This window comes from Paractinoplanes durhamensis, from assembly GCF_016862175.1.
In the GTDB taxonomy this organism is placed as follows: Bacteria; Actinomycetota; Actinomycetes; order Mycobacteriales; family Micromonosporaceae; genus Actinoplanes; species Actinoplanes durhamensis.
In genome coordinates this window covers 239,209-253,393 of sequence record NZ_BOML01000038.1, presented here as the reverse complement: position 1 = coordinate 253,393, position 14,185 = coordinate 239,209, and the positions used below count along the sequence as shown (strand labels likewise).

The following is a 14,185-nucleotide window of genomic DNA, read 5'->3' as shown; positions in this document are numbered from 1 at the left end:
AGCCACAACCGGCGGAACGGCCGGATGCGCAGGACGGAGCGCAGCGCCGCGGCACCTGATAAGTCGACAGGTCCGCTTTCGCGCGTTTCGGCGGTCATGGTGGTACCTCCCGTGCTCCCAGCCAGGGAGCACTCTAACCGGCGACACCGACGAGCCGGGTTTTGCACGTTCGGGTGGCGAAGAAGTGAATGTCTTTCGTGTTGCTGGTGAAACGGTTACGGTGCTGGCGTGCGCGCCGACCCCACCTCCCTGCAGCGGCGCCTCGACGAGGCCACCGGCCACCTCGAGACGCCGGTCGCCGCGGTCGATCTGGCCGCCTTCGACGACAACGCCGCCCAGCTCGAAGCCCGGGCCGGCGGCAAACCGATCCGGGTGGCCAGCAAGTCGGTGCGCTGCCGGCCGTTGCTCGAGCGGGTTCTCGCCCGGCCGGGCTGGCACGGCGTCATGGCCTACTCGCTGCCCGAGGCGATCTGGCTGGTGCGCGCAGGAGTGACCGACGACGTCCTGGTCGCATATCCGACGGTGAACCGCACCGCGATCACCGAGCTGGCCGCGGACGAGAAGCTCAGCGCCGCCATCTCGGTGATGGTCGACTCGGTGGCCCACCTCGACTTCATCGACCGGGTCGTGCCGCCCGGAAACCGGCCCGACGTCCGGCTCTGCCTGGAGCTTGACTCGTCCTGGAAGCCGGCCGGGCCGCTGCACGTGGGCGTACGCCGCTCACCGATCCACTCCGCCGCCCAGGCCTCCGCCCTCGCCCGCCGCCTCGTCGCCCGGCCCGGTTTCAAGCTGGTCGGCATGATGTCGTACGAGGCGCAGATCGCCGGAGTCGGTGACGCCCCACCCCGGCAGGCACTGCGCGGCCGCGCCATCCGGCTCATGCAGGCGTATTCGTTCCCCGAGCTGGTCCGGCGGCGCGCCGAGGCGGTCGCCGCCCTGAGCGAGCACACCGACCTCGAGTTCGTGAACGGTGGCGGCACCGGGAGTGTGGCCGCGACCAGCGCGGACCCGGCGGTCACCGAGGTCACCGCCGGCTCCGGGCTGTACGGCCCGACGCTCTTCGACTCGTACCGCAACTGGCGGCCCACCCCGGCCGCGTTCTTCGCGCTGTCGGTGGTGCGGCGGCCGGCGCCGGGCATCGCCACCCTGCACGGCGGCGGCTGGATCGCGTCCGGGCCGGCCGACCAGTCCCGGCTGCCGCAGCCCTACCTTCCGGCCGGGCTGCGGTTCAAGCCCGACGAGGGCCCCGGCGAGGTGCAGACGCCGGTGCTCGGCCGGGTGGCCGCCACGCTACGGCCCGGCGATCGGGTGTGGTTCCGGCACGCCAAGGCCGGCGAACTGTGCGAGCACGTCAACGAGCTTCAGCTGATCGACGGCGGGACAGCCACGCCGGCCCCGACGTACCGCGGCGAGGGCCATGCGTTTCTCGGGTGACCTACCGTCAGGCCGTCACGTGACGGTGAAGGTATTCCCGGATCAACGCCTTGGCCTCGGTCAGCACCGACTCGTCACCGTTGGTGTCGCGCCGGAACGCCAGCTTGATCAGCGCGTCCGCCGCCTCCACCGAGATCTGCAGCGCGAACCGCAGACGAGCCCGGTCCATCAGCTGGAACTGCTCGACCAGCAGCTCGGCCAGCCGATCGGCGATGACCGCGTTGTTGTCCCGCTCCATGTCCAGCAGGTGCACGTCGACCACATCGCCGAAGTGCAGCGTGCGGAAGCCCGGCACGTTGCGGTGCATCGAGATGTAGACGTCGATGGCCGCGTCGACACCGTCCCACCAGTGGGCGAACGTCTCGCTGGCGAAGCGCGCGGACAGGCCCTGCAGGTAGGCGTCCATGTTGCGCATGGCCAGCGCCTGCACGATGGCCCTCTTGTCAGGGAAGAACTGGTAGACCGAGCCGATGGCTACTTCGGCTCGCTCGGCGAGCAGCGTCGTGGTGAGGCCCTCATAGCCCACCTCATCGACAAGCTCGGCGCAGGCGTCGAGCATGCGCTGGACCCGGGCAACGCTTCTGCCCTGCACCGGGACGCGTCGCAGCGGCCCGGTGGTGACGGTTGGTGTCGACACGCGTCGCCACTCCCTCTCAGCAGTGATAATCGGAACGTTACTCGGATCAACGAGCGAGAGGCATCGACGGGACGCGGAGGACACTCGGCATTCCCGGTTTTGTGCGACTGTCCGCTCGTACGGAGGACAAAGCCATAATGACTACCCCCGTCATCGGCCCCCGCTGGACCAACTGGGGCGGCAACCAGCAGGCCGTCGCGACCGACGTGCTCACTCCCGGCACTGTCGACGAGCTCGCCGCTCAGGTCAAGGAAGCGTCCGGTTCCGGACGCAGAATCAAGGCCGTCGGCAGTGGGCACTCGTTCACCGCCATCGCGGTCGCCGACGATCAGCGCCTCTTCCTGCACCGGATGGCCGGTCTCGTCGCGGTCGACGGGCCGCTGGTCACCGTGCAGGCCGGCATGCAGCTGGCCACCCTCAACGCGGTGCTCGCCGAGCACGGCCTGGCGATGACCAACCTCGGCGACATCGACCGGCAGACCGTCGCCGGCGCGATCTCCACCGGCACGCACGGCACCGGCATCGAGTACGCCACGCTGGCGTCCTGTGTGGAGGCGGTCAAGCTGGTCACCGGCACCGGCGAGATCCTGGCGATCGGCAAGGACGATCCGCTCTTCCCGGCCGTGCGGGTCGGCCTGGGCGCGCTCGGCGTCCTCGTCGAGGTGACGCTGCGCTGCGTCGAGGCGTTCACGCTGCTCGCCGACGAGCGGCCGATGGCCCTGGCCGACGTGTTGGCCGGCCTGGACAAGTGGATCCCGGCCAACGACCATCTCGAGTTCTTCTGGTACCCGTACACCGACCGGGCCATGTTGAAGGTCAACAACCGGGTCCCGGCGCACGACCGGCCGCTGTCGAAGTTCCGCGGCTGGATGGACGACGACTTCCTGTCCAACTCGGTCTTCGCGGCGGTGTGCCGGCTCGGCCGGGCGATGCCCGGCACGGTGCCGGCGATCAGCGCGTTCGCGGCCCGCGCGCTGAGCGCACGGACCTATACCGGCCGGTCGGACCAGGTTTTCTGCTCCGAGCGGCGGGTGCGTTTCACCGAGATGGAGTACGAGATCCCGCGCGCCGCCCTGCCCGAGGTGATCGCCGCCCTGCCCGGGCTCATCGGCGGGCTGCCGTTCAAGGTGCAGTTCCCGGTCGAGGTCCGGTTCACCGGGCCGGACGACATCTGGATGTCCCACGGCTACGGGCGGGAGTCGGCCTACATAGCCGTGCACCAGTTCACCGGGGTCGAGTACGAGCCGTACTTCCGGGCCGTCGAGGCGATGTGCCAGGCGCTCGGCGGCCGGCCGCACTGGGGGAAGCTGCACTACCGCAGCGCTGCCGACCTGCGCCCGGCCTACCCGAAGTTCGACGACTTCGTGGCCGTGCGCGACCGCCTCGACCCGGCCCGGGTCTTCGCCAACGACTACCTGGACCGGGTGCTCGGCAGCTGACTTATTCGGCGGAGGCCGTCGCCTTGCGCGGGGCGGCCTTCTTCGCGGCTGCCGCCTTCTTGGCCGGAGCTGCCTTCTTGGCCGGCGTGGCCTTCTTGGCGGCGGCCTTCTTCACCGGAGCCTTGCCGTCGGCGGCCTTGGCCGGTGCCTTCTTGGCCGCGACCTTCTTCTTCGGCGCCGGGCCCTTGGCGCGCTTCTCGGCCAGCATCTCGGACGCCTGCTCGACGGTCAGCTCCTCGGGAGTCTGATCGCGGCGCAGCGACGCGTTGTACTCGCCGTCGGTCACATACGGACCGAAGCGGCCTTCCTTGATCACCATGGGCTTCTCGGTGACCGGGTCGGCACCCATCTCGCGCAGCGGCGGCTTGGCCTCGCGACGCTGCCGGGTCTTCGGCTGGGCCAGCAGGGCGAGCGCCTCGTCCAGCGTGACGGTGAAGAGACGGTCCTCGTTGTCCAGCGAGCGGTAGTCGTCGCCACGCTTCACGTACGGCCCGTAGCGGCCGTTCGCCGCCGAGATCTCGTTGCCCTCCGGGTCCTTGCCCAGGGTGCGCGGCAGCTGCAGCAGACGCAGCGCCTGCTCCAGGGTGACCGTCTCCGGCGACTGGGTGCGGAACAGCGACGACTTTCGCTCGCCGGCCTGCACGTACGGTCCGAAGCGGCCGGACTTGAGCTGGACCGACTCGCCGGTCGCCGGGTCGTCGCCGAGCGACCGCTCGCCGCCGCCACCCAGGAACAGCTCGGTGACCTTCTCCGGGGTCAGCTCGTCGGGGGCCACGCCCTCCGGGATCGAGACCCGGTCGTCGGTCGGCTCGTCGGCCGCCTCCGGCAGCTGACGCTGCAGGTAGGGGCCGTAGCGGCCGACCCGGACCACGACCTGGCGGCCGCCGTCGTCGATGAAGAGCGGGATCGAGTTGACCGAGCGCGCGTCGATGGCACTCAGGTTCTCGGTGACCATCTTCTTCAGGCCGCCGGCCGCGGCGATGGTGTCTTCCGCCCCGGCCGTCTGGCTGCCGAAGTAGAAGGCGGTGAGGAAGTCGAGGGCCGCGTGGTCGCCACCGGCGATGTCGTCGAGCTGGGTCTCCATCGCGGCGGTGAAGTTGTAGTCGACAAGCCGCGGGTAGTGCCCCTCGAGCAGGCCGATCACCGCGAACGCGAGGAACGACGGGATCAGGGCCTGGCCGCGCTTCTCGACGTAGCCGCGGTCCTGGATGGTCCGCATGATCGACTCGTAGGTCGACGGGCGGCCGATGCCCAGCTCCTCCAGGGCCTTGACCAGCGAGGCCTCGGTGTAGCGGGCCGGCGGCGAGGTGTGGTGGCCGACCGCGGCCAGCTCCTCGGCGGTCAGCGGCTGGTCCTTGACCAGGTTGGGCAGGCGGCGCTCGGCGTCCTCGGCCTCGGCGTTCTCGTCGTCCGAGGACTCGACGTAGGCGCGCAGGAAGCCCGGGTCGGTGATCGTCTTGCCGGAGGCGGAGAAGTCGACCTCCTCGCCGCTGGTGGAGATCGCCCGGATGCGCACGCTCACCGAGTTGCCGACCGCGTCGGTCATCTGCGAGGCGATGGTGCGGCGCCAGATCAGCTCGTACAGCTTGAACTCGTCGGCGGACAGCTCCTTGGCGACCTCGCCCGGGGTGCGGAAGTTGTCGCCGGCCGGGCGGATCGCCTCGTGCGCCTCCTGCGCGTTCTTCACCTTGCCGGTGTAGCGACGCGGCTGCGGCGGCACGTTGTTGGCGCCGTAGAGCTCGGTGATCTGCCGACGGGCCGCGGTGATCGCGGTCTCGGACAGGTTGACCGAGTCGGTACGCATGTAGGTGATGTAGCCGTTCTCGTACAGCCGCTGGGCCGTGCGCATCGTCTGCGACGCCGAGAAGCGCATCTTGCGGGCCGCTTCCTGCTGCAGCGTCGAGGTGATGAACGGCGCGTACGGGCGGCGACGGTACGGCTTCTCCTCGACCCTGGTCACCGTGAACGGGCGGTCCGCCACCCGGGCGGCCAGGCCACGGGCACCGGCCTCGTCCAGGTGCACCACGCCGGCGCCGGGCTTGACCTGGCCGGTGGTGGGCTCGAAGTCCTTACCGGTGGCGATCCGGTCGCCGTCCAGCGCGATCAGGGTCGCGTTGAAGCTGCGCGGGCCCTCGGTCGTCCCCTGCACGGCCAGGGTGGCCAGGATGTCCCAATACTCGGCGGTGCGGAACGCCATGCGCTGCCGCTCACGCTCGACCACGATGCGCGTCGCCACCGACTGCACCCGCCCGGCGGAGAGGCGGGGCATCACCTTCTTCCACAGGACCGGGCTGACCTCGTAGCCGTACAGCCGGTCGAGGATGCGGCGGGCCTCCTGCGCGTCGACCAGGTCGCGGTCGATCTCGCGCGGGTTGGCCACCGCGGCCTGGATGGCCGGCTTGGTGATCTCGTGGAAGACCATCCGGCGGACCGGGACCTTGGGCTTGATCGTCTCGACCAGGTGCCACGCGATGGCTTCGCCCTCGCGGTCCTCATCTGTGGCCAGGAAGATCTCGTCGACCTCTTTCGCCAGCTTGGTCAGCTTGGCGATCTGCGCCTTGCGGTCCGGGGACACGACGTAGAGCGCGTGGAAGCCGTTGTCGACGTCGACACCGAGCCGCGCCCAGGCCTCACCCTTGTACTTGGCGGGCACGTCGGCGGCGTTGCGTGGCAGGTCGCGGACATGGCCGAAGGAAGCCTCGACGAAGTAGTCGGGGCCCAGATAACCGGCGATCGTCTTGGCCTTCGACGGAGACTCGACGATGACCAGACGGGTCGTCCTGGCTTCACTCGGCACGGCACTCCCAAACTTCAGACTCAGCGTTCCGCCCTGTGGACGGGTCTCATCCTGTTTTCCGCCGCGGGCGAGCCCTGTGCCGGCGGAGCGCAGACTTTCAACGTAACGCGCCGGACGGGCAACCATTCCCCGGGAACCCAGGAGTCGGATGGTAACGGTCCGGCCACCGCACGCGTCCGACGGCGACACCGTACACCGGGAACGTAGCGTCGTGTCGCACACAATCCAGGAAGATCACGCACCCGCGCCGGACGGCCACATCTCCTCGGGTGCCGCCGCGGGGCGCTCGCCGACCAGCTCAGCAAGCCGTCGGACACGTCTTTTCCCCATGATCCGATAGTGCCGCCCGTCATCCGAAAGACGACCGGCGAGACCGGCGCGGACCAGGGCGGCATCGATCGCCGCAAGGTCCTTGCCGGGGTCGAGGCCCAGCGCGTAACCGCCGGTGACGGGCTCTCCCGCCGCCGCGACCCACAGCCGAAGCCGGCCTCCGCTGAGAAAAAGCTGTGCGGCGGCCTCCGGCCAGGCGCGGGCAAGACCATTCAACCGACTTGAGTACGCCGTGAGCACCTCGAATCTCGGTTTTGGCTCCGCTGCCTCTTCGTCTGGCGTTTCATCCCCTTCTGACTCTTTTGGTGGCTCGGTCGGCGTGTCCGACTCTTGGGGTGGGGCCGGCGCTAGAGAGAAATCCCCGTCCGGGACAGGAAGACGCCGGCCCGCACGACCATCCTTCGCCGATTTCGGGGCGGGCGCGTCACCCGCAGCGGGTGGATCGGCCCAGGGGTCGGGCTCCTCCGGCGGCAGGTCGTCGAACGGGTCGCCGACCTGCTCGGGACGACTTTCGACCGGCTCGATCGGGGGCGCTTCCACCCGTACATCAGCAAGTCTCTCTTGATCTTGATCTTGATCTTGATCTAGAGGGCGCCAATGGGCCACCAGGCCTCGCGTGACCAGCTCGGCCACCAGGACGTGCACCCGCCAGGCGGCGTCGACCTCGACGGTCACCCGGGCGGTGCCGCCCATCCGGCCCAACCGGCCCGGACCGGCCAGCAGACCGGCGAGATCGGCGGGGGTCGGCTCGGTGGTCTCGGCGCCGAAGAACGGCAGCTGACGGCCGCTCTCACCGTCCCGGACCGGGAGACGGGGGAACGGGCTCCGCTTGACCGCCGGGACCGGCGCGGGCAGCACCTCGCGCGGGATCAGCGGCCAGCCCGTCTCGGTCTTCGGCCCGGTCTCGGTCATCGGCCCGTCTCTGTCATCGGCTCAGCGGCACTCGGGCACTTCGTCGAAGGCCGCCTTCAGCTCCGCCGAACTGAGCTTGCTGGTGTCGAGGCTGCTCGCCTCGTAGTCGGCGTTCAGCTTGTCGACCACCTCGGCCACCTGCGCGTAGAACGTCTTGGCGGGCGCGGTGGCCAGGCCGTCGATGCCGGAGGCGGCACGGCCGTAGGCATCCCGCATGGCGGCCAGCGCGGTGGTGAAGCCGTCGGCGATCCGCTGACCGTCGTCGACGTCGGGGACCCCGGCCTTCAGCACACCGGCCCGGGCCCGCTCACTCGCGTCGTGCGCGCCGGAGAAGAGCCGGGCGAGATTTTCCTTGGCCTGACCGGGCGTGGTCGCCACATCCATCTGCTGCTGGGCCCGGCTCGTCAGCGAGCCGATCTCGGTGCGCCACGGACTCAGCGTCGTGCACACGCTGGCGGCCCAGACGCGCGGACCGTGCGAGCTTCCGCAGGCCGCGGCGACCGGGAGAACGAGCGCAAGAAGAAGGAGCACCGCGAGGGGTCGGGCCGGACGCATGGAAGCAGGGTACGGCCCGGGTGTGACAACCCTCATCCATGGGCAAGGGGGCACCCGGGATTTCCCGGATGCCCCCTTTTGACGGTTGAATCAGGCGCTGACCCGCTCCGAGGGAGTGGCGTCGCCGGACGGGCTGGCCGGGGTGTCGTCGCCCATCGAGATCGGCTTGCGCTTGCTCCAGAACACCGCACCCACGATGATCGCCGCCGCCACCACCGCGATGGTGACCCGCAGCGGGGTGTTCGCGTCGGTGCCGATGCTCCAGCCGACGACGGCCGGGGCGATCAGCAGCGAGACCAGGTTCATCACCTTGAGCAGCGGGTTGATGGCCGGGCCGGCGGTGTCCTTGAACGGGTCACCGACGGTGTCACCGATGACGGTGGCGGCGTGGGCGTCCGAGCCCTTGCCGCCGAACGCACCGTCCTCGACCAGCTTCTTCGCGTTGTCCCAGGCGCCGCCCGAGTTGGACAGGAAGACCGCCATCAGGGTGCCGGTGCCGATCGCACCGGCCAGGTAGGACGCGAGCGCGCCCGCACCCAGGCCGAAGCCGACCGCGATCGGCGCCAGGATCGCCAGCAGACCGGGGGTGACCAGCTCGCGCTGCGCGTCCCGGGTGCAGATGTCCACGACCCGGCCGTACTCGGGCCGCTGGGTGCGGTCCATGATGCCGGGGAACTCGCGGAACTGGCGGCGGACCTCCATCACGACCGCGCCCGCCGAGCGGGACACGGCGTTGATGGCCAGGCCGGAGAAGAGGAACACGACGGCCGCGCCGACCAGCAGGCCGACGAGGTTGCGCGGGTTCGAGATGTTCAGCAGACCGAGGATCTCGTTGCCGACCTGGTCGGGCGAGATGCCCGCGTCGGCCAGCGAGGTGGCCAGCGTGTTCGTGTACGACCCGAAGAGGGCGGTGGCGGCCAGCACGGCGGTCGCGATCGCGATGCCCTTGGTGATCGCCTTGGTGGTGTTACCGACGGCGTCCAGCTCGGTGAGGATCTGGGCGCCCTTCTCGTCGACGTCACCGGACATCTCGGCGATGCCCTGCGCGTTGTCCGAGATCGGGCCGAACGTGTCCATCGCGACGATGACGCCGACCGTGGTGAGCAGGCCGGTGCCGGCCAGCGCCACCGCGAACAGCGACAGGGTCAGCGACGAGCCGCCGAGCAGGAACGCGCCGAAGACGCCGGCACCGATCACCAGCGCCGAGTAGACCGCCGACTCGAGGCCGACGCTGATGCCGGCCAGCACGACGGTGGCCGCACCGGTCTGCGACGACTTGCCGATGTCCTGCACCGGGCGCCGGTTGGTCTCGGTGAAGTAGCCGGTCAGCGCCTGGATGGCGGCGGCCAGCACGATGCCGATCACGACCGCGCCGATCGCCACCCACTGCGGGTTGCGGCCGCTCGCCACGATGTCGGCGGAGATGCCGCTGTCGTTGAAGCCGGCGAAGGTGGTCGGGAGGTACAGGAAGCTGACCACCGCCACCACGATCGCGGAAATCGCGGCCGAGATGTAGAACGCCCGGTTGATCGCGGTGAGACCGTTCTTGTCGGACGGGCGCAGCCGGGTGATGAAGACACCGATGATCGCGATCACGACACCGACCGTCGAGACGATCAGCGGGAAGATCAGACCGTCCTGACCGAACGCGGCCTGGCCCAGGATCAGGGCCGCCACCAGGGTCACCGCGTACGACTCGAAGAGGTCGGCCGCCATGCCGGCACAGTCACCGACGTTGTCGCCCACGTTGTCGGCGATGGTCGCGGCGTTGCGCGGGTCGTCCTCGGGGATGCCCTGCTCCACCTTGCCGACCAGGTCGGCGCCGACATCCGCGGCCTTGGTGAAGATGCCGCCACCGACCCGCATGAACATGGCCAGCAGCGCGGCACCGAAGCCGAAGCCCTCGAGCACCGTCGGCGCGTCGGTCTTGAAGATCAGCACGACCAGCGCGCCGCCGAAGAGTCCGAGCCCGACGGTGAGGAAGCCGACCACACCACCGGTGCGGAACGCGATCCCCATCGCGGTCTCACGGCCGCCCTGCTCACCGGCCGCCGCGGCCACCCGCAGGTTGGCCCGGGTCGCGAGCGCCATGCCGGCGCCGCCGATGAACGACGAGAAGACCGCACCCACGATGAAGAAGAGCGACCGGCCGATCTTGACCCATACCTCGTTGTCGGTGTCGTGCACCGGCAGGAGGAAGAGCAGGACGACCGCGATCACCACGAAGATCGCCAGCGTCTTGAACTGGCGGAACAGGTACGCCGAGGCACCTTCCTGAACGGCGCCGGCGATCTCCTGCATGTTCTTGGTGCCGCGCCCGGCCTTCAGCACGGACTGGACGAACATCGCGGCGAAGCCCAGCGCAATGAGGGCGAAGACCAGCGCGACAATGATAAATGTGACGTTTGAACCGCTGAGGGACACTCCGCCCGCGGCAGAAGTTATCAAGGTCCCGGACATCAATGTCCTCCTGTACACCGACCGCACCCGGGAGGCGGACGTAACCGCCCGGGCGCATCCCCGTCACCGGGGAGACGACAACCGGGCCCCGCGGTCGCGGGACCAGGAGCAGTAGCTGATAACTCGCGTACTGTAGCGGCCAACCGTGGTGATGGTCACACCCGGATCCGGCCGTGTCGTGGTGATGTTCGCCGCTGTGTTAGCGCGGCGCCAGAGTCGTAAAGACGGTTTTTGATCTTTCTGGGCTCAGCGGCGCTGTACCGGCCACACCATTCGGACCTCCGTGCCCGGACCATCCTCGACCGGGCGAACCTGCAGGTCATCGACAAATCCGGCGAGGAGCGCGAAGCCGACGCCGGTGGTCAGGGCCTCGTCGGTGAGCGACTCGGCGGCCAGCTCGTCCGGCGGCAGCTTGGCCAGACCCACACTCGCCTCGATCGGGGCATGATCGATCACCCGAACGGCATATGAGTCCGAATCAGACATTTCGACTGTGACGAGATCGGCCAGACCGTACTGGTTGTGCAGCGCGACGGCACGGGTGCACGCCTCACCGATCGCCAGCCGGACCTCGTCCAGCAGTTCCTCGGCGACGCCGGCCCGCCGGGCCACCGCCACGCCGACGAGCCGGGCCGTGCGCACGTGCACGGGAGCCGGCGAGAAGGACAGGCGGACAGTCGCCATCACGAAATCGGACCGCTGCCGTCGCCGTCCCCGGTAGCCGCCTCGACCGATGGGTAGATCGGGAACACCTGGTCGAGCGCCGTGATCCGGAAGATCTTCAGCAACGGCTCCTTCGAGCAGACCAGGCCGAACGTCCCGTTCGCCACCCGCAGCCGTTTCATCGCGCCGACCAGCACGCCGAGACCGGTGGAGTCGAGGAACTCGACGCCCGCCAGATCGACGATCACGTTGCGCGCGCCGGCGTCGACCAGCTCCACGAGGCGCTCACGCAGCCTCGGCGCCGTGTAGACGTCCACCTCGCCGCCGACCTCGAGCACCGTGTGCTCGGCGACAGTCCGTGTCGCAAGGGACAGCTCCATCGCTCCTCCTCCCTGCGATCTCTCCTGCGAATCTAACCATCGCGGCACTTGGCCCGGCGCATGGCACCCACCCGTCCTACCCGTTTGGGGTTCCGGCCATACCGGTGCCAGAGTGCAGTTCGTGACCTCCAGCGCCTCGTTGTCCCAGCTCTTCTGGACCCGCGGCGACGATTCGCCGGTCACTCACGTCGAGCGGATCCCGCCCAGGTCAGGGCGGCCGGTGGCGTGGCCGGGGTGGGCCGCACCGGCCTTCGTCGATGCCTGCCGCGCGCAGGGGATCATATCGCCCTGGGCGCATCAGGCCTCGGCCGCGACGCTCGCCTTCGACGGTGCGAATGTCGTGCTGGCGACCGGGACGGCGTCGGGCAAGTCGCTCGGCTACCAGATGCCGGTGCTTTCCCGGATCCTGACCGATCCGCGTGCCACGGCGCTCTACATCGCGCCGGCAAAAGCCCTGGCCGCGGATCAGTTGCGGGCCGTCGCGGGCTTCGGCCTCCCGGACGTCCGCCCCGCCACGTACGACGGTGACACCGCGCGGGACGAGCGCGAATGGATCCGGGAACACTCACGGTTTGTTCTGACAAACCCCGACATGCTGCATTTTGGGATTTTGCCGGGACACGAACGCTGGGCGGTCTTCCTGCGCCGGCTTGCGTACGTGGTGATCGACGAGTGCCACACCTACCGCGGAGTGTTCGGCTCCCATGTGGCACACGTGCTGCGCCGACTCCGCCGGGCCGCGGCCCGCTACGGCGGGCGGCCCACGTTCGTCCTCGCGTCGGCCACCTCGGGTGATCCGGCCGGTGCCGCGTCGCGCCTGATCGGGCTGCCGGTCACCGCCGTGACCGAGGATGCCTCGCCGCGGGGCGGGGTGACGTTCGCCCTGTGGGAGCCGCCGCTCCAGCCCGCTTTCCCATCCTTGCCTTCCTCGCCTTCCTCGCCTTCCTCGCCTTCCTCGCCTTCCTCGCCTTCCTCGCCTTCCTCGCCCGATGTGCCCGCTCCTCGTTCCCCTTCCGCTGCTCCTTCCTCCGACGCCGACTTCGATCCGGAGATCGAGCTGCCGCAGGTACGGCGGTCCGCGCTGCGGGAGACGGCCGATCTGCTCACCAGCGCGGTGGTGGCCGGGACCCGGACGCTCGCCTTCGTGCGCTCGCGGCGGGGTGCCGAGCTGGTCGCGGCGATCACCCGGCGGCAGCTGGAGGAGGCCGTGCCGGGCCTGGGCGAGCGGGTCGCCGCCTATCGAGCCGGCTACCTCAAGGAGGACCGGCGGGCGATCGAGCGGGCGCTGCTCTCCGGCGAGTTGCTCGGGCTGGCGTCGACGAACGCGCTCGAGCTCGGCGTCGACCTGGTCGGGCTGGACGCCGTGCTGATCTGCGGGTACCCCGGCACCCGGGCATCGCTCTGGCAGCAGGCGGGCCGGGCCGGGCGGGCCGGTGGCGAGGCCCTCGCGGTGCTGATCGCCCGGGACGACCCGCTCGACACCTACCTGGTGCACCATCCGGAAGCGCTGTTCGGCCGCCCGGTCGAGGCGACGGTGCTGGACCCGGCGAACCCGTACGTGCTCGGCCCGCAGCTCTGCTGCGCCGCCTCGGAGGCCCCCATCACCGAGGCCGACCTGGAACTCTTCGGCGGCGACCCGGCCCGCGCCGCGGTCGCCGGCCTGACCGCGTCGGGGGCGCTGCGCCGCCGCCCGTCCGGTTGGTACTGGACACACGCCGGCCGCCCCGACGTCGACCTGCGCGGCACCGGCGGCGCACCGATCCAGGTGGTGGAGAAGTCGACCGGCCGGCTGCTCGGCACCGTCGACCCCGAGTCGTCGCACTCGATGCTGCACACCGGCGCCGTCTACCTCCAGCAGGGCGTCACCTATGTGGTCGACGACCTCGACCTGGACGACGCGGTCGCCCTCGTGCACCAGGAGGAGCCGAATTGGTCGACGCACGCCAACGACGTCACCGACCTCTCGGTGGTGAACGTCCGCTCGTACGTCAATGCCGGCCCGGTCGGCCTCTTCCTCGGCGAGGTGGACGTGACCAACCAGGTCGTCTCCTACCAGCGCCGCCGGATCGGCACCGGCGAGGTCCTCGACACCCGGCCGCTCGACCTGCCGATCCGCGAACTGCGCACGGTCGCGGTCTGGTTCACCGTGTCACCGGGCGCGCTGGAGGCGGCCGGCGTGGAACCGCCGGACTTCCCCGGCGCCCTGCACGCCGCCGAGCACGCGGCGATCGGCCTGCTCCCGCTGATGGCGACGTGCGACCGCTGGGACATCGGCGGCCTCTCCACCGCGAGCCACGCCGACACCGAGGCACCGACTGTCTTCGTCTACGACGGCCACCCCGGCGGGGCGGGCTTCGCCGAGCGCGCTTACGCGACCGCCGCCGAATGGCTCACGGCCACCCGGGAAGCCATCGCCGCGTGCGCCTGCGAGGCGGGCTGCCCGTCATGCGTCCAATCCCCCAAGTGCGGCAACGGCAACAACCCGCTCCACAAGCCCGGGGCGGTGTTCGTGCTGGACGCCGTCCTCGCCGCCCTGGCCACCGCTCCGCCGTCGAGCTAGCTGCTTTTCATCGTCACT

Annotated in this window: 10 protein-coding genes; 3 read left to right on the top strand and 7 right to left on the bottom strand. The window is 70.1% G+C overall.

All coding sequences use genetic code 11. The annotated features are described in order from the left end of the window. The first annotated feature begins 228 nt into the window (after positions 1–228). Positions 229–1,434, top strand: coding sequence for an amino acid deaminase/aldolase (locus Adu01nite_RS24535; RefSeq protein WP_203729610.1), 1,206 nt, complete (start codon positions 229–231; stop codon positions 1,432–1,434). A gap of 7 nt (positions 1,435–1,441) precedes the next feature. On the opposite strand, the gene Adu01nite_RS24530 is transcribed toward Adu01nite_RS24535, so the two are convergent. After that, positions 1,442–2,071: a TetR/AcrR family transcriptional regulator gene (locus Adu01nite_RS24530; RefSeq protein ID WP_203729609.1), complete on the bottom strand. Its 630-nt coding sequence runs from the start codon at positions 2,069–2,071 to the stop codon at positions 1,442–1,444. A 137-nt stretch (positions 2,072–2,208) separates the two neighbouring features. Between Adu01nite_RS24530 and Adu01nite_RS24525 the strand changes: the two genes are divergently transcribed. Then, positions 2,209–3,510 (top strand): D-arabinono-1,4-lactone oxidase, encoded by a 1,302-nt coding sequence (locus Adu01nite_RS24525; protein ID WP_203729606.1) that lies wholly within the window; start codon positions 2,209–2,211, stop codon positions 3,508–3,510. A 1-nt stretch (position 3,511) separates the two neighbouring features. On the opposite strand, the gene topA is transcribed toward Adu01nite_RS24525, so the two are convergent. From topA to Adu01nite_RS24490, 6 genes are all read right to left on the bottom strand, one after another. Beyond that, positions 3,512–6,307, bottom strand: coding sequence for a type I DNA topoisomerase (gene topA, locus Adu01nite_RS24520; RefSeq protein ID WP_203729604.1), 2,796 nt, complete (start codon positions 6,305–6,307; stop codon positions 3,512–3,514). 234 nt (positions 6,308–6,541) lie between these two features. Then, on the bottom strand, positions 6,542–7,549 hold the full coding sequence (locus Adu01nite_RS47940) for a hypothetical protein (RefSeq protein ID WP_379129765.1): 1,008 nt from the start codon (positions 7,547–7,549) through the stop codon (positions 6,542–6,544). Positions 7,550–7,570: 21 nt separating this feature from the next. Beyond that, entirely contained in the window at positions 7,571–8,104 is a 534-nt protein-coding gene (locus Adu01nite_RS24505; RefSeq protein ID WP_203729603.1) for a hypothetical protein, read from the bottom strand. 90 nt (positions 8,105–8,194) lie between these two features. Beyond that, the gene (locus Adu01nite_RS24500; protein WP_203729601.1) at positions 8,195–10,564 is read right to left on the bottom strand and encodes a sodium-translocating pyrophosphatase; all 2,370 of its coding nucleotides are present in this window, start codon (positions 10,562–10,564) and stop codon (positions 8,195–8,197) included. Positions 10,565–10,810: 246 nt separating this feature from the next. Then, complete coding sequence (locus Adu01nite_RS24495; RefSeq protein ID WP_203729599.1) at positions 10,811–11,251, bottom strand: ATP-binding protein; 441 nt, start codon at positions 11,249–11,251, stop codon at positions 10,811–10,813. Next, positions 11,248–11,607, bottom strand: coding sequence for an STAS domain-containing protein (locus Adu01nite_RS24490; protein ID WP_203729597.1), 360 nt, complete (start codon positions 11,605–11,607; stop codon positions 11,248–11,250). The genes Adu01nite_RS24495 and Adu01nite_RS24490 overlap by 4 nt, the downstream gene beginning before the upstream one ends. A gap of 121 nt (positions 11,608–11,728) precedes the next feature. On the opposite strand from Adu01nite_RS24490, the gene Adu01nite_RS24485 reads away from it, so the two are divergent. Beyond that, positions 11,729–14,167 (top strand): DEAD/DEAH box helicase, encoded by a 2,439-nt coding sequence (locus Adu01nite_RS24485; protein ID WP_239132669.1) that lies wholly within the window; start codon positions 11,729–11,731, stop codon positions 14,165–14,167. Positions 14,168–14,185 lie beyond the last annotated feature (18 nt).

Coding starts and splice junctions, on each gene's coding strand:
- Adu01nite_RS24525 (WP_203729606.1), top strand. CDS start 2,209: ATGACTACCCCCGTCATCGGCCCCCGCTGGACCAACTGGGGCGGCAAC.
- Adu01nite_RS47940 (WP_379129765.1), bottom strand. CDS start 7,549: ATGACCGAGACCGGGCCGAAGACCGAGACGGGCTGGCCGCTGATCCCG.
- Adu01nite_RS24505 (WP_203729603.1), bottom strand. CDS start 8,104: ATGCGTCCGGCCCGACCCCTCGCGGTGCTCCTTCTTCTTGCGCTCGTT.
- Adu01nite_RS24500 (WP_203729601.1), bottom strand. CDS start 10,564: ATGTCCGGGACCTTGATAACTTCTGCCGCGGGCGGAGTGTCCCTCAGC.
- Adu01nite_RS24490 (WP_203729597.1), bottom strand. CDS start 11,607: ATGGAGCTGTCCCTTGCGACACGGACTGTCGCCGAGCACACGGTGCTC.